We start from the raw sequence: 23847 nt of genomic DNA, 5'->3' as shown, positions 1-23847 counted from the left end.
CTTCTGTAACAAGAAGGTTTTTTTTACTTGCATTTCTATCTGAAAATTCGTACATTTAAAGGAGGAGGTGCATATATATTCTAACTGCCATGACCAATGAAGGAGAAGTTATCATTCCGGCCCAAGTCCCTAAGCATGATCTACATCAACTTCGGGAGCAGCACAGTTTTCTTTGTATGCAATGCAAAGAAAAAGTCATTTTAAAAATTGGATCCATATTAATTCCACATTTTGCACATCAAAAAAATTCATCCTGTTCTCATTCTTTTTCAGAAGGAGAGACGGAAGATCATTTGAATGGAAAACTACAACTGTTCACTTTTTTTCAACAGAAGCTTTTAGAATGTGAGCTCGAATCATTTTTACCCGAGATAAAGCAAAGACCAGATATTTTGGTTCAAAGTAATGGAATCCCATATGCCATTGAATTTCAGTGCAGTAATATATCTAGCTTTCTCATGTTAAATCGAACAAAAGGCTATGTAAACAACCAGATTACCCCGATCTGGTTACTAAAATCCCCAACGCTTAATGAGTTTCCAACAAGGGAAATTGGCAAAATGCAACTATCTGCATTTCGTCAGAACTTTTTCACCGTACATCCTAAATATGGAAAAATGATTCTAACATATTGCCCCCAAACAAAAAAATTCTACTATATTAGTAATCCGCTTCATATACGAGCAAACACCTATATCGTTAAAGTAAAAAAATTAGACATAGAAAAACAAACCTGGCCTTTTGCGGTAGTAAAATCAATAGCTTTTTATGAATTCCAATCGTACTTAAACATTTATAAAGAAGAAAGAGTAAAACATCTATCAAACTTGTATCATTACAATAAATTCGGCGTACAATCACCATTTCTACGAATTTGTTATAGATGGCAAATGCATCCTAAGCACACCCCACTGTTTATCGGGATACCGACGCCTTTCGCCGAAGCTTTTCAAGTCCATGCAGTAGAATGGCAGATTGCATTATTAGATTATTTATATACGATGAAAGTATCGATTAATCAAGTATCTAAAAAGCATTGTGAATCATTTTTATATGTAAGGTCGTATGGTGGAGAGAGAATAAAAGAGAAAGTAAAGGCAGTAACACTCTATATCAAATTATTAAAAAAATGTGTTATACGAGAAGAAGATGCTATCTGGTTATCCACCATAGATCTACCCAAAATGAATACGTACTTGTATAGTGAATTCCTTGCAAAGGGAGCAGAGTATTGAGAAAATAAGAAGTGATTCGAATTTCGAAACAACTGGAAGGGGAGTTCATCTTGTCAACAGAAACAAACAATAAGATTTTGACTCGTGAAGAAGTAGCAGAACATTTAACGTGGAAATTAGAAGATATTTTTGCTTCTAATGACATATGGGAAAGTGAATTTAAAGATGTTGCTACATTATCTGAAAAGGCATCCTCATTCCAAGGGACGCTAGGAAATGGTTCGGGCGCTTTACTGGAAGTCCTAACTTATCGCGATGAGCTTACAGGTCGTTTACGTAAGCTATACACGTATGCGCATATGCGACATGATCAAGATACAGCAAACAGTACGTATCAAGCAATGGACAGTCGTATTAAATCGCTTTATGTGAAAGTTTCTACGGAATTATCATTTCTAATTCCAGAAATATTATCCTTAGATGAAGCTACCATTTCTAGTTATTTGAACGAAAATGAAGATTTGAAAATTTACAGTCAATTATTAGAAGAAATTAATACAGAACGTCCTCATGTGTTATCGAAAGAACAAGAAGCTTTACTAGCACAATTCTCGGAAGTAGCAGGAGCTTCATCTGATACTTTTGGAAAACTAAATAATGCAGATCTTGAATTTCCATTTATTAAAGATGAAGATGGAAATGAAGTACAGCTTACACATGGCCGATTTTCTCGCTTTTTAGAAAGCGGAGATGGACGTGTACGTAAAGATGCATTTACAGCTATGTATGACACATATGGCAAGTTCCGTAATACATTTGCCTCTACGTTAACTGGTAATGTAAAAGGCGACAATGTAAACGCGAAAATTAGAAATTATGCGACTGCACGTGAATCTGCCATGTCTGGAAATCATATTCCGGAAAGCGTATATGATAATTTAGTTGAAACGATTAATAAAAATCTCCACCTTCTTCACAAATATGTAGGACTTCGTAAAAAAGTGCTTGGTTTAGAAGAGCTTCATATGTGGGATTTATACACACCACTAGTAAAAGAGCTAGATATGGAATATACGTATGAAGAAGCATGTGATACAATGCTTAAAAGTTTCGCTCCTCTCGGGGAAGAATATGTTTCTATCGTTAAAAAAGGTTTAGAAAGCCGCTGGGTAGATGTTGTAGAAACAAAAGGAAAGCGCTCTGGAGCTTATTCTTCTGGAACGTATGGTACCAATCCATATGTCTTGATGAACTGGCAAAATAACGTGAACAACTTATTTACTTTAGTTCATGAATTTGGTCATAGTATTCATAGTTATTACACTCGTGCAAATCAGCCTTATGTTTACGGTGATTATTCAATATTCGTTGCGGAAGTTGCTTCTACTACGAACGAATCATTATTAAATGATTATTTATTAAAAACAATTGAAGATCCTAAAAAACGTATTTATTTATTAAATCATTGGTTAGAAGGTTTCCGTGGTACAGTATTCCGTCAAACGATGTTTGCAGAATTTGAGCACATCATTCATCAGTTAGATCAAGATGGGGAAGCATTGACAGCAGATAAGCTAACAGAAGTATATTATGAGCTAAACAAAAAATACTTCGGTGATGAAATTGTAATTGATGAACAAATTGGATTAGAATGGGCACGAATTCCTCATTTCTATTACAATTATTACGTGTATCAATATGCAACAGGTTTGAGTGCTGCAACAGCTTTAAGTAATCAAATTTTGACAGAAGGAAAACCTGCTGTAGACCGTTATATAAACGAATTCTTAAAAGCTGGCTGTTCGGATTATCCAATTGAAGTATTGAAAAAAGCGGGTGTCGATATGAATACCGCTGCTCCAATTGAAGAAGCTTGTCGAGTATTTGAAGAGAAATTAAATGAATTAGAGCAATTGTTACTAGCAGAATAAACAGTTGCTTTTCCATACTGCATGAAAAAAATTGTAGAAGAACGAGGTCTTTTCGCTTCTCTCAAAGGGTAGACGTCTAATGTATGACGAATTTGTGAAAGTAGAGTTAATTTATTGCATTTACCTTTTAATCGTGATAAATTAAGAGTGTGAAATAAATCACAATAAAACATACACCCCTTTGTTTGAACGTGAACATTTCTCCCATCCCCTTTGTAAATGAAAAAACCCTTACCTCAATTGGAGGAAAGGGTTTTTTTCTGTTTATCAATATCTTTGAAATTTAAAAAAACCTGATCCACGCTGATTTTCGTTACGAGCGGACGCTTTCCGTGGGGCGTGCGGTGAGCCTCCTCGTCGCGAAAACCGCGCTCCTGTGGGGTCTCACCTGTCACGCTAATCCCACTGGAGTCGCCGCTCGTAACGAAAATCAGCAAAGTGAATATTGGAAACGTAAGTTCAAATAGATATAGTAAACAAGACTTGAAAAGCTAAATAAAAAATGCCAGAAAATCAGTTGTACTGACTTTCTAGACAGTCCCGTGACAAATAAATAAAAAAATCAATTATAGCCGACTAAATTTTTTCACCAACGTCATTTGATAAATAACCAAGAAAAAGCTACCCAGTTTAATAATTGGGTAGCTTATATATTATATTATTGTTTTTTTGAACGCCATATAACAGTATCAGGAAGTATTAATCTTTCAACTTCTTGAAGTAATAAACGCTTTTTCATCTCTCGTTCTGCTTTTTGCACTGGAATATTATAATAGCCAGCAATTTCATCGGTAGTTAATGAATAGAAACGTGCAAAAAGTTTCTCAAGAGTAGGTGGTTCTTTCTTTTCGGGTTCATCATGAAGCATTTCTTGTAAAATCTGTACATAAATTTCATATGGATAAATGCCAGAAATCTTAATTCCTTCATCTTCAATATTTTCATTAAAGAAAACGATACTTGGGAAATCCGTTACTTCCATTTCGCAAGTGATAGATAAATCACTTTGAAAAGATCGTGCACATTCTTTTGATTGAAAGTCTCTATTAAACTCATCCACATCAATATTAATCTCTTTAGCTAAATCTTGAAGTACAGAATAAGATAAAACATTTTTTGTTTTTAAAAAAAGATGTTCTTGTATTTTATTAAAAAAACGATGGGCAGCACGTTTTCCTTGGAACTCTGCAGCTTTTACTGCAATGGAAGGTAGAACAGGGTGCTCCATGTTTTGAAGGTCTATTTCATTGTTATTTATAGAATCTAATGGCTTTTTACAAAAAATATTTAAATTGTTAATCTGTGTACTGAGAACAGTACGAATTGTAAAATACTGATCGTATTCAACTTGCAATTTCCGAATGATTGGTTGCAACTCCCAACAAGTTGAACAAAGTGGATCAAGAAAAACATACATTTCTATTGGCTTATTAATAGTGGGAATAGCAATTGGTTCAGCCGGAATCAGTAATCTTGTCACGTTTTTTCCTCCTCATGACTTTGTTGATTGACCATGTGGTTGGCAGTAAGAACAAGTCTTCTGTATAAATCATGACGAAACTTTCCTTCAAGACCAGTTTTGTCCATTGCATCACTCATGCATGCTAACCATGCATCTTTTCGTTCAGGTGTAATTGGGAAAGCGTTATGACGCATTTTCATCATTGGATGTCCGTGTTCTTCTGTATACAAGTTGGGGCCACCTAAATATTGTGTTAAGAATTGCTTTTGTTTTCTAGCAGTTTCAGTCAAGTCATCTGGAAATATTGGTTTTAGCTTTGGATGTTGTGCGACGTTGCTATAAAATGCATCAACAAGCTCGGATAATTTCTCCGCTCCTATTTCATCGTAAGGAAGTATGGGTGTCTGTGTCATGTTCATTACTCCTTTGCTCTAACTCTATCTTCATTCTACCAATCCAATGCGAATATCTCAAACAATTAGATTATCACAGATTTTGGAAGAAAGAAAAAAACGACTATTGAAATAGTCGTTTTCCCTTAAGATTGGTAGTAATTCATGACTTTTCGAACGTAATTTTGGGTTTCTTTATACGGTGGAATTCCAGCATATCTATTCACTGTACCTGGCCCAGCATTATAAGCGGCAAGAGCTGTTTCAATGTTTCCGTTAAATTGACTAAGCATTTTGCTTAAATACTTTGCCCCACCCATAATATTTTGTTCGGGGTCTAGTGAATTTGTTACGCCTAAATATTTGGCAGTACCGGGCATTAGTTGCATTAAACCCGTTGCTCCAGCAGAACTTATAGCGGCTGCATCAAAATTAGACTCTTGTTTAATAACAGAGGAAATCAGTTTCTCTGGTAAATTATATTTTTCTGCTGCTTTTTTAATGATATCTTCATAATTAGAGGAGATAGGCCCCCTCGATGTAGGGGTTGCTTGTGCTTCGTTTTGTATAGATGGATTAGTAGGCATATATATATCAGAAGTGCCATTGTATAGTAATGGTGAAATAGTATTGCCTGATTTTGTTTTCTCAGTATTTTGAAGCACTTCTCCTAAGAGCTCTGAAAACAGAGAAGAAGTATTAGTATCTTGAGAACTTTGTACGCTACCTAGTGTTTGCATTGCATTTATATCCATCAATATTTTTAAGGATTGAATATCCATGTGTAATCAACCTTTCAATGAATTGAGTACATTCATAAGACGAGCAATTTTTTTATCGGTATTTCTTATTGGAATTTGATAAGTTTCTAATAATTGCAGGAAGATTTTTTCTCCATTTTCGATATCTTTACTTTCATATTCTATCTCAAAATCCTCTACCTGACTATAAATAGAGTGATCGAAAAATAGAATTCCATTTTGATATGAAATTTGAGCGCGATTTGTTTGTATGCTTCCCAAGCAGGCTAATAAATCTTTATCTTTAATTGTTTCTAAAAAAGGAACAATTGGAAAATGATTATGCTGAATTATATTATCTCGCTCTGCATTTGATACAGTGAGGGTTGTTTCTTCCATCACATGTTTTTGAACAGGAGCCTTTAATGTAAGCTCATTATGCGTGTTTAATACACGTAAACGGAAGCCCATTTTGTTGTTTTTGAAATAATTGTCTGGTGTGTCATAATAATAGTTTGTTTGCGAATAAAAATGTGTTTGATCTACATGAAATTGCGCTAATAAATGGTCAAATTCCTCTTTTGTCAGCAAGTTTTTAAACTCGATTTCCTGTTCTTTATGCAAAATTACACGACCTTTCTTATTATTTCTATTATAGACCGTTTGCAATTAGTTTCAATATGATAAAATAGTGGAAGAATGGAAAGAATGGAAAGAATGGAAAGAATGGAAAGAATGGAAAGAAAGAAAGAAAGAAAGGATAGATTTATTATGCCTACTACATATACAGTAAAAAGTGGAGTTCAATTAGAAAATGATATTCGTTTCACGTTAGAAGAGAATCCAATGAATAATCAAATAAAAGCAGGAGGACAAATGATTACGGATTCCGATTCATTTGCGTTTGTTTATCTCCTAGAAGATCAAATCGGCTTCCATTATGTGAAGTTTGGACGAGATGTTTGGCCTTTATTGGTAAATACTTTAAAAGCTGAGGGAAATCCTAAATTACAATTTGGTGATGATGTGTTAACTTTACACAAATTTAAAGATGAACTAGAAATGCTCATATTTAATATTGAGGGAAATCATAACTACGGGGAAGAATTTTCGGCTGCAGTAGAAAATGCATTTAGTGATATTCTAAACGCATAAGATAAGCTCTATGTGAAGTGGAGGTTAAACACATGGGTCAATGGGAACAATTTTTAGAGCCTTATAAACAAGCTGTATCTGAGCTGAAAGTAAAGCTAAAAGGAATGCGCACGCAATTTGAAATAGAAAATACGAATTCACCGATTGAATTTGTTACAGGTCGAGTTAAGCCCTTAGCTAGTATATATGACAAGTCGTTAGAAAAAGGGATCGTATTTGAACCTTCTGAAACACTCGCAAAAGAAATTCCTGATATAGCAGGTTTACGGATGATGTGTCAGTTTGTGGATGACATAGAAACCGTTGTAATAATCTTACGAGCTAGGAAGGATTTAAAGATAATAGAAGAAAGAGACTATATTTCGAACAAAAAACAAAGTGGGTACAGGTCCTACCATATAATTATTGAATATCCAGTTCAAACGATTCACGGGGAAATTTCATTGCTCGCAGAAATACAAATACGGACCCTCGCAATGAATTTTTGGGCATCAATTGAGCATTCCCTTAATTATAAATATAAAGGGGTTTTCCCCGAAGAAATAAGGAAAAGATTGCAATATGCAGCAGAAGCAGCTTTTCGTTTAGATGAAGAGATGTCCTTAATTCGAGGTGAAATACAGGAAGCGCAAAAATACTTTAGTGAAAACAAAGAATTATCTACGCCAATAATCCATGAAAACCACAAAGAAGAGAGGGATCGTAGCCGATGAAATTTTCCATACAGTCTCGAAATGACGATCTATCCAATGAATTAATGGAAAAAGCTAAAACATATTTAATTGATTTTGGACTTGTTTATGACGAAGAGAACCCGGAGATTGTCTTATCCATTGGTGGAGATGGAACGATGTTACATGCATTTCATAAGTATAAGCACCTTTCATCTACAGTTGCATTTGTAGGTATTCATACAGGACACTTAGGTTTTTATGCAGATTGGAAACCATCAGAAATTGAGAAGTTAGTTATTGCCATGTCTAAAAAAGAGTTCAATGTAATTGAATATCCTTTACTTGAAGTTACTATTAACTATCAAAATAGTGAAGAAAGCACTTCTTATTTAGCAGTAAATGAATCTACGATTAAATCACCAGATGTTACATTAGTTATGGACGTAGAGCTGAATGGTAAACTCTTTGAACGCTTTAGAGGAGACGGCTTATGCATGTCTACGCCTTCAGGTAGTACTGCATATAACAAAGCACTAGGTGGGGCAATTATTCATCCATCTCTAGAAGTGATGCAACTTGCAGAAATAGCCTCTATTAACAATCGTGTATTCCGTACAGTTGGATCTCCGTTAATATTACCCAATCACCACTCTTGTTTGTTGAGACCGGTAAAAGGTCCGGATTTCATGGTAACAGTAGATCATTTGCAACTATTGCATAAAGATGTTCAGTCCATTATGTATCGTGTGGCAGATGAAAAGATCCGTTTTGCAAGGTTTAAAGCATTTCCATTTTGGCAACGAGTTCATGATTCGTTCATCGATAGTGATTTATAAGTATGACGAACAATCAAATATCCCTTTCTTTTGAAGTGAAAGAGCAGAATATCCTTTTGCGGGATGCGATCAAAGAACATGGTATTTCTAAAAAAGCCTTAACAAGTATTAAGTATGATGGTGGCCAAATTCTCGTGAACGGGGAAGAAAAAACAGTACGCCATTTACTTGAAAAAGGTGATACCATTCAACTTGTTTTTCCGAAAGAAAAAATGAGTGAGGGCTTAATACCTGAAAATAGAGACTTTCCTATCCTCTATGAGGATGAGCATATTCTTATGCTCTCAAAAGATGCAGGGATAAGTACGATTCCATCAAGGGAACATCCAAATGGTACATTAGCTAACTTTGTAGCGGGTTATTTAACTAAAAAAGAATTAACTTCTACTGTGCACATCGTGACTAGGCTCGACAAGGATACATCTGGCTTAATTTGTATTGCGAAGCATAGGCATGCCCACCATCTTCTGAGTGAAATGCAAAAAGCAGGTTCGATTTTTCGAACATATGAAGCCATTGTACATGGATTTGTAAAAGAAGATTCTTTTTCAATTGATGCACCAATAGGTAGAAAAAATGATAGCATCATTGAACGAATTATTTCCGAAGATGGAAAACAAGCTCGGACTTCTGTACAAGTTCTTAAAAGATTCACATTGCAGGGACATAATGTAACTCACGTTAAATTGCGTTTGCACACGGGACGTACTCACCAAATTCGGGTTCATATGATGTCAGTTGGTCATCCGCTGATTGGTGATGATTTATATGGTGGTAGTCTCGAGTTAATAGATAGACAAGCTTTACACGCAAAAGAACTAAGGCTACAACATCCTTTTTTTAATGAAGATATGTATATAATTGCTCCATTTCCGAAAGATATGGAAGAAATAGTAAATTTGATGAGATGAAAGAAAAGTATGGTTGTACACTATATGACGTTGGTGAAATAAAATCCACTTCTCAATCGAACAGGAGAAAGGGATGAGCTTTCACTAATGTCATTTTTTATCAATATTTATGAAATTAAAAAATCCTGATCCGCGCTGATTTTCGTTACGAGCGGACGCTTTCCGTGGGGCGTGCGGTGAGCCTCCTCGTCGCGAAAACCGCGCTCCTGTGGAGTCTCACCTGTCACGCTAATCCCACTGGAGTCGCCGCTCGTAACGAAAATCAGCAAAGTGAATATAGGAAACATAAGTTCAAATAGATATAGAAAAAAAGACTGCCGTAAAAAATCAGTTTTACTGACTTTCTGGACAGTCCCGTGATAAATATAAAAATAAATTATAACCCTAAAATTCTTTACTAATGTCATTTGACAAAGAACCAAAATTATATGTAAATGCCATGAGCCAAGTGTTCATGGCATGTTTTTTGCGTGAATATGTTGCTTTCTTTCGTGTTATTTCCTGGGGAATAACAAGAATGTGACAACCATGTAAAGCTTTTATATAGTCGGTTGCTTAATTAGCATGAACCCAATACAATAATAAAGGTAACCGCAGAGAGGAGGGAATTACGTGAAAGAAGAATTTGACCAAACGTTGTTAGACGATACTAATTTAATAGAGTTTTTGACGAATGATTCAATAGATCAATTCAGAGATGAATTTATGCAACTTCACCCATATGACCAAGCAATGTTTTTTGAAAAGGTGGAGCCAGATATAAGGAGAAAAATCTTTCACTATCTCTCTCCTAAGGAAATGGCGGGAATATTTGAAGCGACAAAGTTTGATGACGAAACGTATGAATTTTACTTAAAGGAAATGGAAATATCTTATGCTGCTGACATGCTATCCTGTATGTATGCCGACAATGCAGTGGACGTTTTAAACGAACTAGGAAAAGAACAAGTTGCTAGTTATTTAATACTTATGGATAAGGAATCAGCACAGGAAATAAAAGATCTCTTACACTATGATGAATACACTGCTGGATCAATTATGACAACTGAATACGTTTCAATTCCAGAAACAACTTCATGTAGATCGGCAATGAAGATACTCCGGAGGGAAGCACCGAATGCAGAAACAATTTATTACTTATTCGTGGTAAATGAATCGCATGTTCTCACAGGAGTCGTTTCATTACGTGATTTAATCATCGCTGATGAAGAGACAGTGATAAAGGAAATTATGAATGAACGTGTAGTAAGTGTCATTGTAAGTGAAGATCAAGAAGAAGTTGCTCGTAAAATAAAGGATTATAATTTCTTAGCAGTGCCTGTTGTCGACTTTGAATTTCATCTATTAGGTATTATAACAGTGGATGATATTATTGATGTCTTAGATGAAGAAGCTTCCGATGACTATTCTAAACTTGCAGCTGTTTCCCATATGGATACTTTTGATAAAGGGTCATTACAGGCTGCTAAAAAGAGATTACCTTGGTTAGTCATTTTGTTATTTCTAGGAATGTTGACCGCTAATTTAATGAGTATTTTTGAACAAACGTTAGATAAAGTAGCTTTACTAGCTGTATTTATCCCTCTTATAGCTGGAATGGCAGGAAATAGTGGTACACAGGCATTAGCCGTAGCAGTTCGAGGAATTGCAACGGGTGATATTGAAAAGCAAAGTAAAATGAAATTATTGTTTCGTGAGGCTGGTACTGGACTAATAACGGGTCTTATTTGTGGAATAGTAGTGGTTGGCATTATTTTCTTTTGGAAACATGATGTAGTAATAGGCTTATTAGTAGGAGCAGCCATTTTTGGTTCTATTTTTGTTGCTACGCTTGGTGGATCCTTTATCCCTTTACTATTTCATCGAATGAAAATCGATCCTGCAGTTGCATCTGGACCATTCATAACGACTATTAATGACTTAGTTAGTATTTTAATATACTTAGGCCTTGCTACATTCTTTATATCTTCCCTATAATCACAATTAAAAAGGAGTGTGCATAAAATAAAGTAAAAAGGATGTGTTTATGAATTCTTTTAATGATCCTTTACTCTTTATAAATGGACCTCCCGTTTTTCATTTGCCAAAAAAGGAACGAAAGTTTGAGATAGAAGAAATGGTACATGAAGTACTCCAGGATGAAAGTACGTCGATTTATGAAAAGCCGTCTACTAATAGCGGGGAGTATTCACTAGGTCTTTTAGAAAAACTATATTTCCTATCTAAACCCTTTCAACGGAAAGTGTATCGTCCACTTGTATTTCACCTTGAGAATGGTGTGCGCTTACAAGGTGAAATAGAAACAGTTAATAACGACCAAGTTACATTCTTGGTAGCATCAGACGAACATGTAACGTACCCAGTAAACCAAGTGGAAAAAATATTTTGGCGAGGAAATCTTATGAAGTAAAAAAAGAAGGGCATCCTATTTTAATAGGATGCCCTTCTTTCATCTATTTTTTAAAAAAGATAAAAACCGTTCGGGATCATCCCGAACGGAATAGACACTGCAAGGTGGAAACGATCATTCACATACATCTAAAAATACATCAGCTACACATTCAATTGCACAGAAACAGTTTAAGTCAACTGTAATACAGCTACCTGTTGAATCAAAGTTTCGAACTTTGCAAAGTTTACGTAAATTGATTTTTGTTCCATCTTCATTTAATAGGTCAACTTCTTTTCTGTGAGCATCAAGAGGTTCTAATACACGTAATGTTGCACAACATCCGTCAAAAATATCCTCTACTCTGAAAAATACGGAAACACAATCATGATCACATACATCATTATCTCTAAAGAACGCTTTAAACGGTGTTCCATCTTTAGTTAAAAGCATAAATACTCGTGTATCCGCTCTGTTTCGAGAAGGACTTACTAGACCTCCAAGTGGTTCTAAGAAACAGTTAGTTGGACATGCTGGACACTCATCTGACACAGCTTGATCTTGAATATCTTTAATCGCACGGACTACATCACAAATACACTGATCTTCTTTTTTACTATGCGTAATATCTTCAATTCTTCCACACCCCATTATTTTTCACCTCCTTTTCATCTCTTTCTAATTTATGTCACGTATTTATTTTGACTAGGGCAAATATCTCAAATGGTTTTGCATATTTAAAATGCAAAAGTTCATACTAACTCGAAAAGGGGAAAACAAATCGATGAAAAATAAATGGATCGTAATTTTGCTATTTTTAACGTTGGGTGCTTGCTCAGATGCACCGGAACGAGTTGTGTACCCATCGGATGATTTAGAGTTAGAAAAGATTTTAGATAAACAAGATTCTATAATTGGATACAAAAGTTTAATGGACAATAACACCCTACTTGTTTCCATTGAAATACCTACTATGAAACGATTTAGTAAAGTGAAAATTGAAGAAAATATAAAAAAAGAATTAGAAAATGAATATCCAAATAAAAAAGTAATCGTAATAGACGATTTAAAAATTAAATGGGAAATTGAAAAAATAATAGAGAAAGAGCATGAATCTAAAGAACTAACCAAGTCGATTGAAAAAATATTAGCCCTTTCAAAGGAGGAGACATAATGGATCAAAAACAATTTGAAGATATTGTAGAAAAACAAAACCCTAAAACACCTATGTTTACGAATATGTTAAAAGCATTTTTAGTAGGGGGTATTATTTGTACTATTGGACAACTGATTATTTTCTTTTATATTCGTTTTTTCTCTTTTACCGAGAGAACCGCTGCAAACCCGACAGCTGCAACGTTGGTATTCATCGCAATGTTATTAACTGGTTTTGGTTACTATAAAAAGATTTCTCAGTTTGCTGGAGCTGGTTCTGCGGTTCCTATTACTGGTTTTGGTAACTCAGTCGTCTCAGCGGCAATCGAACATAAAACAGAAGGCTATGTGCTAGGAGTAGGAGGGAATATGTTTAAATTAGCAGGCTCTGTCATTGTATTCGGTGTCCTATCTGCTTTTTTTGTAGCACTCATTAAAACAATATTAGTGAAAATAGGTGTAGTTTCATGGTGAAAGCAAATGGAACTATTCAATTTACGGAAAAACCAAGTATTTCCAGTACAGGAGTTACTGTAGGACCTATGGAAAAAGACAGTCCATTTGCTTCGGCATTCGATGAAATTCTCCTAGTAGAAAAAGAAAAAAATGAATCGTATGAAGAAGCGAATACTAGATTTATCGAAAAGGCATGCGCAATAACTGTAAAAAAAGGCCATGAGAAAATGGAAAACATAGATGTATTTATAGGAGGTGACTTAATAAATCAGCTGTCACCAACTAATTTTGCTGCAAGAAAATTAAACATTCCTTACTTAGGTGTATTTTCTGCTTGTGCAAGTTCTGTAGAATCACTAATAATAGGGAGTCTTTTATTAGAGTCTGGTAAGGCAAGTTCAATATTGGCGGGAGCCTCTAGTCATCACCCAGCTGTGGAAAGACAGTTTAGGTATCCATTGGAGTATGGTGCACAAAAACCAAAAACTGCGCAATGGACTGTAACAGCCGCGGGATTTGCTTTATTGCAGAAACAAGTAAAAAATGCACCCATTATAACACATGGAACTATTGGAAGAGTTGTGGATGGCAAACAAACAAACCCTTTTCATATGGGAGCTGCAATGGCACCTGCAGCTAGAGATACTATTGAGCGCCATTTAACCAATACAAATAGTAAGATGTCAGATTTTGATGTTATTATGACTGGTGATTTAGGGAAAATCGGATTAAATATTTTAAAAGACATGTTTACAGATGAGGATTGTCACGTCATTTTACAAGATGCAGGAGCACAATTTTATGGCGAGGATACATTTTTTAACGCTGGTGCTAGTGGAGCTGGTTGTTCGGCCGCGGTATTTTTAAGTCATATTTATAATCAATTACAAAACGGGACGTTCAAAAGAGTGTTACTTGTTGCAACTGGGGCGTTATTATCCCCACTAACATTTCAGCAGGGTGAAACGATTCCTTGTATAGCACATGCCATTGAATGCCGTATGGAAAAGAGGAATTAACATGATATCTTCATTAGTAGTTGCATTTGTAGTAGGTGGTCTAATATGTGTAGTAGGTCAATTCTTAATGGATGGGTTAAAACTAACTCCAGCTCACACAATGAGTACATTAGTTGTCAGTGGATCGATTTTAGATGGATTTGGTTTGTATGAACCATTAATTGCTTTTGCAGGAGCAGGAGCTACAGTTCCAATTACTTCTTTTGGAAATTCATTGACCCATGGTGCGCTTGAAGAAGCTGAAAAACATGGACTTATTGGTGTTTTAACCGGAATGTTTGAAGTAACAAGCTCAGGTATTAGTGCTGCAATTCTTTTTGGTATTATTGCAGCATTTATTTTTCAGAAAAGGAATACGACCTATTAGTTGAATAGCCCTTTTACTTCCTCTCTCGGCGCATAGTATAAGTTGAAGAGGAGAGGAGGGAAAGAGTATGTATGGTTACTGTGGTGGAGGATATCCTGACTATGAAGGCGGATATGAAAAGAACGGCAATCAAAGCTCAACATTTGTTTTAATCGTTGTATTGTTTATATTGTTAATCATCGTTGGTAGAAGCTTTCTCCCTTATTAATAAGTAAAGAATAAAAATGGGGGGAGAGATAAAATGGAAAATTCTTTTTTTAAAGCAATTGAAAACAAAACAGGTGTATCAATGGAAGAACTATTGACACTAGCTAATGCTATTTCATATGCAGACTTTTCTGATGAAAGACAAGTGCGTAAAATAGTTCGTAAAGTTGGTAAAGTGGCAAATAAACCAGTATCAAAAGAGTTAGAAGATGAATTGACAGCTTCTATTTTACAAAAGGGGAGCTCCTTAAATTTATCAGACATTGAAAAAATGTTATAAATAACTAAATAGCCAGATTTTTCTGTCGATATATAAGGTGATAAGTTTATTCAGGGTAGAGATAGGGTAAATATAAATATATTTGGAGGTGGAGAAGATGGGCTATATTATTCCAGTTCAACCATTACAAGCTCAGGTATACGCAAATAGGATGCTAATGGAAGATTATAATTTCGCTTATATTTCAAATGTTCAAGGAATCAAAATGAAATCAATTTTTGAAGAGGAATTGAAAGATCAAGAAGAAGAACTTGAAAAGAATGAAGAAAAGCAATTATCAAAAGGTAATGAGTCGTTGAGTCCACCACCTTATAAAGGTTTTATCCAACCAAATCCAGTCAATTTATCCATAAAAATCGCTGAAATTAATGGCAAAGGAAATAATGTAAACTTGTATATTTAAATTTAAAGTAAAATGCCGAGATTAAATTCTTGGCATTTTTTTATGGAGTTTTTCAAGTCTTGTTTTCTATATTTAGTTGAACTTTTGTTTCCAATATTCTCTTATCTGATTTTTTTTAGTTTAAACAATTCATCCCGTATGGGCGAAGGACCTATACTTAGAAGCCTAAGAAACATATAAATATTAGGATACTACAAAAGGAGGCAAGTGATTAATGAATAAGAAAATGATACTTTCACTCGTGGATAAAGTAATTAAAGTAGATAGAGGTGGTCCTGAATCACGTGTTGGAATGGTTTTAAAAGCGGAAGATGATCACTTTACGTTGCTTACAGAAGAAGATGGAATAATTTATTATAATTCCCAGCATGTGAAGAGTTTAACTTATAATTCGAAGAACAAAGTGGAATTTGATCTTGTAATTCCAAGAGGCTTCGAGTATACACAGGCTGCAGATTTTAAAGGGATTCTAGAGAAATTAACACTTCAATGGGTGAAAATCAACCGTGGTGGACCAGAAACACTAGAAGGTGTTTTAGACGTCGTTACAGATGATTTTGTTACCATTGTTTCGAATGAAGAAATAATTCGTGTTTCCTTGTTCCATATCCGTAACATTAGCTATGGCGTTAAACTTGAAAAAACGAAAAAAGAGGAAAAAGCAGATTCTAATGGTAAGAAAAATAATGGAGAACAAGGAAATAAAGAAAAACAAGGAAATAAAGGAGAACAATCAAAAAAGGGTGAACAAGGAAATAAAGCAGAACAAGGAAATAAAGGGCAACAAGAAAATAGAGTAGAAGCAGCAAATCGGGCAGCTAGAGAAATAAGTAAAGCAGTAGCAGCAACTCAAGAAAAATTAAAAGAAGTAAAAAACGAAGCTGAATAAGTAATGGTTACATTCGTCGCTTCTCTTAATAAAGAAGCGACGAATATTTTATAAAGGAGGGGCTCCCAAATTGCCCGAAAAAAAGTTACTGAATGTATTTAATGTCCCTAAAATTAATAAAATCGGCTTGTTTTTAAATGATAAACAATTTATAGAAGGAACACTAGTAGAAGAAAAAGAAGATCATCTTATTGTTGAAGTAAATCAACAAATTTGCTATATTCCTCTTCAATATATTCATGTTATAACAAAGAACTTAAAAGAGTTTGCACTTCCTACAACTCACAAACCATATATAGACAAAAATAAGTTTGTAGATGTACTAGAGGCCGTGAAGGATCATTGGGTAGTAATTAATGGGTTTAGTACGCAAGTATTTTCTGGAGTATTAAGTCAAATATTAAAAGACCATATCATGCTTATAAATAATCAAGAGTTATTATATATGGAGAAAACGTTTATAACTTATATCTATTCTAATATAACGAAAGAACACATTAATATGGTCAATAGTATTCAAGATGTTGAAATCTTAAATAAGCATCAAGAACAGTTAACGGTAGATAGTTCATCTATAATAGGGTCACATTTTGAACAATATAACTCATTATTTCAACGTTTGTATGATAATAAGTTTAAGAATGACTGGGGTAACTTAGGATTTCCATTCTTCCAATTAGATGAAATCGAGCAGCCTAATAAATATGAAGTATTAGTTCCAATTTCAAACGAATTTATAGAAAAAAATGATACACAATTTGTTGAAGAAAAGAATGATACTAATTTTGAAAATGAGATAGAAAAGCTGGAGCTGCAAGAGAAAAATATACAAAATGTATTGGAAGATCCTACTAGAAAAAAGGAGAAACGAGTTTTACTTACTGCGTGGAGTTCGATCAATCATGATCAATCAACTGTAGCTCGACCAAAAAGTGTAAAAGAGCCCATGGTTGAATTTTCTGCTGTAAATGCTAACAGTTTAGAAACTTCATATGAACCGAATGATCCCGTACACAAAGATGAAAATATAGTACAGGTAGATGAAAAAGCAATCCAAACAATTGTCGAATTAGCCCCGCAACCAAAATATGAAAATCATATAACTTCAAAAGAAGAGCTAGAATTGATAGAAAAGCAATACTATGCATTAATGAACTACGCTGCAAAACATTCCAATAATCCAAAAGTTAATAAAGAGAAGATAGAAAAACAATATTATTCATTAATGAGGCATGCAGCCAAAATGTATCGATTGATGAGGGATGAATAATTTGAAAGGTAGGAGGGGGTGGGACTTGAAAAAAATGAAGCAAGTCCTCATGCAGGAAATAGTTGAAGTGGAAGTGTCTGGGAAAAAAGTAATAAGAGGTACTGTGATTGATTTAGGAACAGATGTAATCGTGCTGTATAATGGAAAAAATTTTGTATACATCCCAATGACACATATTCAATGTTTTAGGAAAGATTATAACAATGAAGAATATATTCATGCTCCAACAGAATTGCCGATGATTTATGTGGATGAAAGTAAAGAGGATATGAATTTAGCAGAAATACTTATTCAAGCAAAAGGAAAAAGTGTGGAAATGCATGTAACAGATCATCATTCTTTGCATGGCTATATTACCGATATTCAGCAAAATTACTTAAGTTTCTATTCTCCTATATATAAAACAATGTATATTTCAACAGATCATGTGAAATGGCTAATTCCTTATGCTCAAAATATAAACCCTTATGGAATAGCAAATACATTGAAGGCAGAGCTTTTAAATGAAAATTTACTGAAAAATACATTTGCCGAACAAATTGGCAATCTAAAAGATACATTAGTCATTTTAAATGCTGGAGGCCAGAGGGAGCACTTGGGGAAGATAATAGATGTGGATGACCAAATCATTGAATTTCAGAATGCTAGAATGAGTACAACTTATTTTAACTTGGATCATATTAAAACAATTCATCAAGTTTAACATTATTCAGTGGTTAGACCAACCACTGAATAATGTTAAAGCTTTCTTGCCACTGAAAAATTTAATTGTTGTCTATTTAGAAAGAGGCATCGAATATACCATGTTTCTATCATTTAATCGATTTTATTATACATATAAAGCAAAAACGTCTATCCATTTGGTAGACGTTTTTTAGTATTAAGAAATAATTCACTTAAAAAATTCTCTGGTATATGGACATACACCATGTTTCATGTGCGTTTTGCTGAATATACATACAAGGAAACGGACAACAATTTATTTTTTTATTCTTAATAAAAGAAGGGAAATGTATATGTATGAGTTTTCAGATTGGAATCACCAGTATGGTGTTCCTAACTACTATGGTAGTCATATTTTGGAGACCTAGAGGCGTGAATGAGGCATGGCCTGCGTCAATAGGTGCAATCATAATTATCGTAACAGGAATTGTTTCAAAATCAGATATTATAGATATAATGAGTAAAATCGGTGGAGCCTCTATAACGATAATAGCGACAATAGTTATGGCAGTAATTTTAGAAAGTTTTGGATTCTTTAACTGGGCTGCTGCTAGACTAGCAAGTTTAGCAAAGGGTTCAGGTCATCGACTATATTGGTATATTCAGCTACTTTGTTTTCTGATGACTCTATTATTTAATAACGATGGTAGTATTCTAATAACAACGCCCATTTTATTGCTACTCCTAAAAAATATGCAGCTAAAACCATATCAGCAAATCCCTTATTTACTAAGCGGAGCACTCATTGCTACAGCATCAAGTGCACCAATAGGGGTTAGTAATATTGTCAATTTAATAGCTTTAGAAATTGTTGGAATGTCACTTTGGATGCATACTGCAATGATGTTTGTTCCAGCATTTCTAGGTTTGGTATTTATGTCTTATCTTATGTATATTGTTTTGAGAAAAAAACTACCAAATACTTTACCAACTTCTATAACGGATATAGAAGAATCATTTTTCACCAAAAATTTTCATCCTTTGAAAACTAAAATATCTGTAGAAACTAAAAATAAACGCTCAAAGTTCATGGTGAAAATATTAGTGTACGTATTTGTGATGAGATGCCTTCTATTTGTAGCGTCTTACGCTAATATCCCTATAGAAATAGTAGCAGTTTTAGGTTCAGTCGTCTTACTTATGTGGAGATGGTATCATTTACGGACAAATCCAACAGACATTATAAAGAAGACTCCTTGGCATATTCTAATTTTTGCTTTCTCCATGTACGTCATAATCTATGGATTGAATAATGTAGGTTTAACAGCATTACTAGTAGAGTTATTTGAACCAATAGTAAATCAGGGGTTATTTCAAGCGAGTTTAATAATGGGAGGATTAGTTTCTGTACTTTCTAACCTATTCAATAATCATCCAGCTTTAATGCTTGGAACAATCACGTTAACAGAGATGGGATTAAATCCAATTACATTAAAGACCATTTATCTAGCGAATATTATTGGGAGTGACATAGGTGCATTATTATTACCAATTGGAACACTTGCAACTCTAATATGGATGCATATTTTAAGGAAAAATAAAATAAAGATTTCGTGGAAGGATTATATAAGTGTAACGATCATTGTTATACCAATAACTACAATTATAACATTGACCTTGTTATACTTTTGGGTGCAATTAATGTTTGGTTAGTAAAATCACTTTTATTAATAGAGGATCAGTTAAAGGTGGAATAACTTTGAGAGGATGCATTAAAAAGGTGAATTCGGCAATTACTAAACATAAGACAAAAAGCAGGAGGTTTTGAATTAAAAAATTTCCTGTTTTTAATCATTTTTAAAAAAAATTCATCCACCAGGAATTGTATCTTCTTCATATAAAGTATATGTAGAAATAAAAAAAGAGTGACGATAAATCGTCATCCTTTTTCTACAAAATAATGTCTAGCGCAAGCAGCCTGTGCTCCTGCGCGAAGCTCGTCGCAGAAGGTCGTTGCACCTCGGGGTCAAATGGGGAATCACGTGCTCCTGCGCAAAGCTCGTCGCAGAAAACCTTGTGCGGTGGCTGAGGAGTTGCCTCGGGCTCGCACGAAGCGGGTCATGTCTGCATTGCCACAGGATGTGGCGACCTTTGCAGACCAGCCTATATTCCCCATTTGCCTGTCGGGCCAGAGATAGGCGCTTTCGCTTTTCTAATTATTCTAATATTTTTTCCATTGCTCGGTGCGGTATGCTTGCTTCTAAAAATTCTGGAGAAGTAATGGTATAATTTCTTTTTTCATAAAAAGGAAGAGAATTGCTTTGCGCATTTAGTTTCAACTTTTTGAAACCATGCTCTTGTGCATAGTCCTCTATGGATTGCATAATTAAATTCCCCATACTCTTACCTCGATAACTCGGAACAATACATACTCTTTCAATCTTTCCGACTTTGCCATCAATCTCACGAATTCTACCAGCACCAAATGGAATATCCGCATCATAAGCAATGAAGTGAATAGAAGTTTCATCAAATTCATCTAATTCTAAATGAATAGGGATATCTTGCTCTTCCACAAATACTTTTCTTCTAATACTTATCGCATTATCAAAATCTTTCTCATTTTCCACTTTTTTGGCATAGATCACGTATTATTCATCCCCTGCTAATCTAAATGTTTCATACACTGTCCAAGATCCATCCTCTAATTGATATAACAAATGAAGGCGATCAATCATCTCTTCAAAATCTACACCAATCATTTTTAACTGTGGATAAATATCATCATGTTCAGTTGCAGAAAGTTTTTGTGCAATTGTAATATGTGGCACAAAAGTATAGCTTTCCACATCATTATATTCAATTGAATTTAAGTCATCATGCAAAGAAACTAACTCTTCAGTTGGGTTTATATTTAAGTAAAGTGCATTCGTAACAGGTGCAAAAGAGCTCACCTTGGATGTGTTAAGTGAAAAGGGTGTATGTTTTTTTAATACGTTCTCCACTTTTTCAGCGATTATTTTAATCTCATTCTCATCCGCTTCAAATACACCTTTTATCGTCATATGTGGAGTAATAAGGGAGTAATGTGGATCATAACGCTTTCTATAAGAGTTTGCGAAATCTTGCACTTTTTTTGAAGGAAAAGCAACAATACCGTATTTCATTTTCATAACCTCCTCAAATTTTCAAACTAATTACATAATTAGTATAACAAAATAAAACTATAAGCTGAAATTTTTTTGTATAGATCGTTTCATGTCTGGTTGCCATAATTTCCAAGTGTGTTCTCCATTTAATTCGTCATAAAATGTAGAATATCCTCTATCTATGAATAATGTATGCAATTTTCTATTTGGTGTGATGAAATCTGTTAGTAATCCATCTCCTGTTTTGACCGCGGTTTCTCCCGTTCCAATTACATGATACACAGAAAAAGCGTCGACTTCTTTATGATTTGCAACTTGTTCTAATACATACTCATTTACAAGTGGGGAGTGTAATATTATTTTACCAAATGTATGCGGGTATTGTATTGCAGTGAGAAGGGAAACGGTAGCTGCAAGTGAATCCCCAATTAACGCCCTTCCCATTCCCATTTGATAAGTCGGGTAATTAGTATCAATAAATGGAACAAGTTCTTGCGCGATAAAACGCGTATAAGCAGTAAACTTAGAACCTTCTGGATGATACTTTTCTCTACGATCTTTTACACTTTTGTAGGGAACGCCGACTATAATGAGATTTTCAATTTCCTTTTGATCATACAGTTCATCCACTACTCTGGAAATGCGTCCTAATTGAAAATAATCTTTTCCATCTGAAGCAATCAGTACCGAATATTTATATAATGGTGAATAATTTGCCGGTAAATAAATGAGTAATTGCATTTCTTCTTGGAGTGCTTCACTATACATTGTTAGATCTTGAACGGTTCCTCTGTTCATAAAATACCTCCTGCGTGTCATGTTGTACTGAAATTGTATCATATACTATCTAAGAGGTATAATAATCAAAATAAGCAACTATAAAGGAGATTAACAAAGTGGATAATAATACATCAAGAATACACTCAAGGGTAATTGAACAAGCAACAAAGGATGCTTTAAAAAGAAGGGGAGTAACGATTGAAGAAATTGCCAAAATAGTGTTTGAAATGCAGCTGCCATATAATGTGGGGTTAACAATCGATCATTGCATCGAGTCGATTAAAAGTGTATTAAAGAAAAGAGAAATGCAGCATGCGATCCTTGTAGGAATCGAGTTAGATGAGTTAGCAGAGAAAAAGATGCTTTCTGAACCCCTGCAACAAATAATAGAATCAGACGAGGGATTATTTGGAGTCGATGAGACAATAGCTCTTGGCGCTGTTTTTACGTATGGTAGTATCGCGGTTACTACGTTTGGTCATCTGGATAAAAATAAAATTGGCTTAATTTCTGAACTTGATACAAAATCAGGTGGTGGAATTCATACATTTTTAGATGATTTAGTCGCGAGTATTGCAGCAAGTGCAGCTTCTCGATTAGCGCATCGAACAAGAGATTTAGAAGAAGCTCACGAAACATTTGCAGATATCACACCAGAAATGACTGCCCCAGAAGCAAAAATAAAAGGAGCAAGAACATAAAAAATCAAAATAAAATCCCAAGCAACTGGTCAAGGTTACTTGGGATCTTAAATGCTTGTCACCTTTATTCTCCAGACTTTTTAAATCCTGCTGTGACTGCTTCTTGCTCTGAACAGAACCATTCTTCGGGATTTGTTTGTTCATAATATTTCCCGCTAGGCACATGGTAAATTTTCTTTCCTTGACGATTAATATTTCCTTTAATCGCACATTTAGCATCAGATTCACTAACCGTATTTAGTTCATTTGTGTAAGACGTTTCCTCGATGACACTTGCATTGAATCCACGATTAGTCACATAGTTATCTGTTTCCCAAACACCAAGCGATTGTGTTTTTGCGATATTTGAGGCATCTTCAAACTCATCTATGTAGCGTGTGTTAGGTGGGAAGACATAGGCTACACGTGCTAAGCCTTCTTCTAGAAGTGTCTCTTGTACACTAACCCCATCTACATAAATATAAGCTAACATACGTCCGTAATCGTCTACTCGTTCACCAACATCGAATTCAATACTTACATCACCACTAGCTAATAATTCTTTGTTTCGAGCTTTTGCATCTTCTCCAAAAGGTTGTTTCCCTAAAGTGTTATGGTTTGTCTCGGGTGTATCAATAAGTAAAAAGCGAACTTTTTCTATATTTCCATCATACTTAACTTTAATCGTATCCCCATCAATCACTTCTACAACTTCAACAGGAATTTGGTCGGTTGTCCCGTTAGTTTGTATAAAGCCACTTGGAGGTATTTCTTCGCAACCAAATAGCAGGAGAGCAAAAAGTATAAAGATCCATTTTTTCATTTTTATCACCAAATTTAGTGTAGCATATCGATTAATAAAAA

At 34.6% G+C, this 23847-nt stretch carries 29 protein-coding genes; 20 read left to right on the top strand and 9 right to left on the bottom strand.

Going from position 1 to position 23847, the window contains the following annotated elements:
• Nucleotides 1-89: 89 nt before the first annotated feature.
• Together C7437_RS06345 and pepF are read left to right on the top strand one after the other, a co-directional pair.
• Nucleotides 90-1235 carry a competence protein CoiA gene (locus tag C7437_RS06345; protein WP_111438775.1) on the top strand — a complete coding sequence of 382 codons (1146 nt, stop codon included), beginning with the start codon at nt 90-92 and terminating at the stop codon, nt 1233-1235.
• Between the two features lie 50 nt (nt 1236-1285).
• Nucleotides 1286-3106, top strand: coding sequence for an oligoendopeptidase F (pepF, locus tag C7437_RS06340; protein ID WP_111438774.1), 1821 nt, complete (start codon nt 1286-1288; stop codon nt 3104-3106).
• A gap of 658 nt (nt 3107-3764) precedes the next feature.
• On the opposite strand, the gene C7437_RS06335 is transcribed toward pepF, so the two are convergent.
• From C7437_RS06335 to C7437_RS06320, 4 genes are all read right to left on the bottom strand, one after another.
• Entirely contained in the window at nt 3765-4586 is an 822-nt protein-coding gene (locus tag C7437_RS06335; protein WP_245909216.1) for a ClpXP adapter SpxH family protein, read from the bottom strand.
• Nucleotides 4583-4981 carry a globin domain-containing protein gene (locus C7437_RS06330; protein ID WP_111438773.1) on the bottom strand — a complete coding sequence of 133 codons (399 nt, stop codon included), beginning with the start codon at nt 4979-4981 and terminating at the stop codon, nt 4583-4585. The genes C7437_RS06335 and C7437_RS06330 overlap by 4 nt, the downstream gene beginning before the upstream one ends.
• A gap of 125 nt (nt 4982-5106) precedes the next feature.
• Nucleotides 5107-5742, bottom strand: a complete 636-nt coding sequence (locus C7437_RS06325) for a lytic transglycosylase domain-containing protein (RefSeq protein ID WP_111438772.1) — start codon at nt 5740-5742, stop codon at nt 5107-5109.
• A 6-nt stretch (nt 5743-5748) separates the two neighbouring features.
• On the bottom strand, nt 5749-6324 hold the full coding sequence (locus C7437_RS06320; RefSeq protein ID WP_170122328.1) for a CYTH domain-containing protein: 576 nt from the start codon (nt 6322-6324) through the stop codon (nt 5749-5751).
• A gap of 84 nt (nt 6325-6408) precedes the next feature.
• Here C7437_RS06320 and C7437_RS06315 point away from each other — a divergent pair, with 84 nt between their 5' ends.
• The 6 genes from C7437_RS06315 (at nt 6409) to C7437_RS06290 (ending at nt 11686) form a co-directional block, all read left to right on the top strand.
• Nucleotides 6409-6855, top strand: a complete 447-nt coding sequence (locus C7437_RS06315; RefSeq protein WP_245909215.1) for a UPF0738 family protein — start codon at nt 6409-6411, stop codon at nt 6853-6855.
• Nucleotides 6856-6887: 32 nt separating this feature from the next.
• Entirely contained in the window at nt 6888-7568 is a 681-nt protein-coding gene (gene yjbM / locus C7437_RS06310) for a GTP diphosphokinase (protein WP_111438769.1), read from the top strand.
• Nucleotides 7565-8365, top strand: a complete 801-nt coding sequence (locus C7437_RS06305) for an NAD kinase (protein ID WP_111438768.1) — start codon at nt 7565-7567, stop codon at nt 8363-8365. Before yjbM ends, C7437_RS06305 begins: the two co-directional genes overlap by 4 nt.
• Nucleotides 8366-8367: 2 nt before the next feature.
• On the top strand, nt 8368-9276 hold the full coding sequence (locus tag C7437_RS06300) for an RluA family pseudouridine synthase (RefSeq protein ID WP_111438767.1): 909 nt from the start codon (nt 8368-8370) through the stop codon (nt 9274-9276).
• 636 nt (nt 9277-9912) lie between these two features.
• Nucleotides 9913-11253 (top strand): magnesium transporter, encoded by a 1341-nt coding sequence (mgtE, locus tag C7437_RS06295; RefSeq protein WP_245909235.1) that lies wholly within the window; start codon nt 9913-9915, stop codon nt 11251-11253.
• A 49-nt stretch (nt 11254-11302) separates the two neighbouring features.
• On the top strand, nt 11303-11686 hold the full coding sequence (locus tag C7437_RS06290; RefSeq protein WP_111438765.1) for a hypothetical protein: 384 nt from the start codon (nt 11303-11305) through the stop codon (nt 11684-11686).
• Between the two features lie 114 nt (nt 11687-11800).
• Here the strand turns inward: C7437_RS06290 and C7437_RS06285 are convergent, their stop codons facing one another.
• On the bottom strand, nt 11801-12316 hold the full coding sequence (locus C7437_RS06285) for a CotY/CotZ family spore coat protein (RefSeq protein WP_111438764.1): 516 nt from the start codon (nt 12314-12316) through the stop codon (nt 11801-11803).
• Nucleotides 12317-12449: 133 nt separating this feature from the next.
• Between C7437_RS06285 and C7437_RS06280 the strand changes: the two genes are divergently transcribed.
• The 11 genes from C7437_RS06280 to C7437_RS06230 all read left to right on the top strand — a co-directional run bounded on the left by C7437_RS06280 (nt 12450) and on the right by C7437_RS06230 (nt 20087).
• The gene (locus C7437_RS06280) at nt 12450-12839 is read left to right on the top strand and encodes a hypothetical protein (protein ID WP_111438763.1); all 390 of its coding nucleotides are present in this window, start codon (nt 12450-12452) and stop codon (nt 12837-12839) included.
• On the top strand, nt 12839-13294 hold the full coding sequence (gene spoVAC, locus C7437_RS06275) for a stage V sporulation protein AC (protein WP_111438762.1): 456 nt from the start codon (nt 12839-12841) through the stop codon (nt 13292-13294). Before C7437_RS06280 ends, spoVAC begins: the two co-directional genes overlap by 1 nt.
• Entirely contained in the window at nt 13288-14295 is a 1008-nt protein-coding gene (locus C7437_RS06270) for a beta-ketoacyl-[acyl-carrier-protein] synthase family protein (protein ID WP_111438761.1), read from the top strand. The genes spoVAC and C7437_RS06270 overlap by 7 nt, the downstream gene beginning before the upstream one ends.
• Nucleotide 14296: 1 nt before the next feature.
• On the top strand, nt 14297-14662 hold the full coding sequence (gene spoVAE, locus C7437_RS06265) for a stage V sporulation protein AE (protein WP_111438760.1): 366 nt from the start codon (nt 14297-14299) through the stop codon (nt 14660-14662).
• A 67-nt stretch (nt 14663-14729) separates the two neighbouring features.
• Nucleotides 14730-14870 (top strand): YjcZ family sporulation protein, encoded by a 141-nt coding sequence (locus C7437_RS06260; RefSeq protein ID WP_111438759.1) that lies wholly within the window; start codon nt 14730-14732, stop codon nt 14868-14870.
• A gap of 33 nt (nt 14871-14903) precedes the next feature.
• Entirely contained in the window at nt 14904-15149 is a 246-nt protein-coding gene (locus C7437_RS06255) for a stage VI sporulation protein F (RefSeq protein WP_111438758.1), read from the top strand.
• 97 nt (nt 15150-15246) lie between these two features.
• Entirely contained in the window at nt 15247-15552 is a 306-nt protein-coding gene (locus C7437_RS06250; protein WP_111438757.1) for a hypothetical protein, read from the top strand.
• A 214-nt stretch (nt 15553-15766) separates the two neighbouring features.
• Nucleotides 15767-16441 (top strand): hypothetical protein, encoded by a 675-nt coding sequence (locus C7437_RS06245; RefSeq protein WP_211309975.1) that lies wholly within the window; start codon nt 15767-15769, stop codon nt 16439-16441.
• 70 nt (nt 16442-16511) lie between these two features.
• The gene (locus C7437_RS06240; protein ID WP_111438756.1) at nt 16512-17711 is read left to right on the top strand and encodes a hypothetical protein; all 1200 of its coding nucleotides are present in this window, start codon (nt 16512-16514) and stop codon (nt 17709-17711) included.
• A gap of 25 nt (nt 17712-17736) precedes the next feature.
• Nucleotides 17737-18414 carry a DUF2642 domain-containing protein gene (locus C7437_RS06235; RefSeq protein WP_111438755.1) on the top strand — a complete coding sequence of 226 codons (678 nt, stop codon included), beginning with the start codon at nt 17737-17739 and terminating at the stop codon, nt 18412-18414.
• A gap of 317 nt (nt 18415-18731) precedes the next feature.
• Nucleotides 18732-20087 carry an arsenic transporter gene (locus C7437_RS06230; protein WP_111438754.1) on the top strand — a complete coding sequence of 452 codons (1356 nt, stop codon included), beginning with the start codon at nt 18732-18734 and terminating at the stop codon, nt 20085-20087.
• Nucleotides 20088-20590: 503 nt separating this feature from the next.
• On the opposite strand, the gene C7437_RS06225 is transcribed toward C7437_RS06230, so the two are convergent.
• From C7437_RS06225 to C7437_RS06215, 3 genes are read right to left on the bottom strand one after another with little or no spacing between them, the layout of a single operon-like run.
• The gene (locus C7437_RS06225; RefSeq protein WP_111438753.1) at nt 20591-21022 is read right to left on the bottom strand and encodes a GNAT family N-acetyltransferase; all 432 of its coding nucleotides are present in this window, start codon (nt 21020-21022) and stop codon (nt 20591-20593) included.
• A gap of 3 nt (nt 21023-21025) precedes the next feature.
• Nucleotides 21026-21541 carry a YjcG family protein gene (locus tag C7437_RS06220; RefSeq protein ID WP_111438752.1) on the bottom strand — a complete coding sequence of 172 codons (516 nt, stop codon included), beginning with the start codon at nt 21539-21541 and terminating at the stop codon, nt 21026-21028.
• 57 nt (nt 21542-21598) lie between these two features.
• Complete coding sequence (locus C7437_RS06215) at nt 21599-22321, bottom strand: alpha/beta hydrolase (protein ID WP_111438751.1); 723 nt, start codon at nt 22319-22321, stop codon at nt 21599-21601.
• A 98-nt stretch (nt 22322-22419) separates the two neighbouring features.
• Between C7437_RS06215 and C7437_RS06210 the strand changes: the two genes are divergently transcribed.
• Entirely contained in the window at nt 22420-23004 is a 585-nt protein-coding gene (locus tag C7437_RS06210) for a phosphatidylglycerophosphatase A family protein (protein WP_111438750.1), read from the top strand.
• A 64-nt stretch (nt 23005-23068) separates the two neighbouring features.
• Here C7437_RS06210 and C7437_RS06205 read toward each other — a convergent pair whose 3' ends face one another.
• A complete protein-coding gene (locus C7437_RS06205) occupies nt 23069-23806 on the bottom strand; it encodes a thermonuclease family protein (protein ID WP_111438749.1) in 738 nt (245 codons plus the stop codon).
• Nucleotides 23807-23847: the final 41 nt, after the last annotated feature.

The sequence above is a fragment of the Psychrobacillus insolitus genome (assembly GCF_003254155.1).
Classification (GTDB): domain Bacteria; phylum Bacillota; class Bacilli; order Bacillales_A; family Planococcaceae; genus Psychrobacillus; species Psychrobacillus insolitus.
The sequence above is the reverse complement of the archived record's forward strand: the minus strand, read 5'-3'. Positions and strand labels throughout refer to the sequence as shown.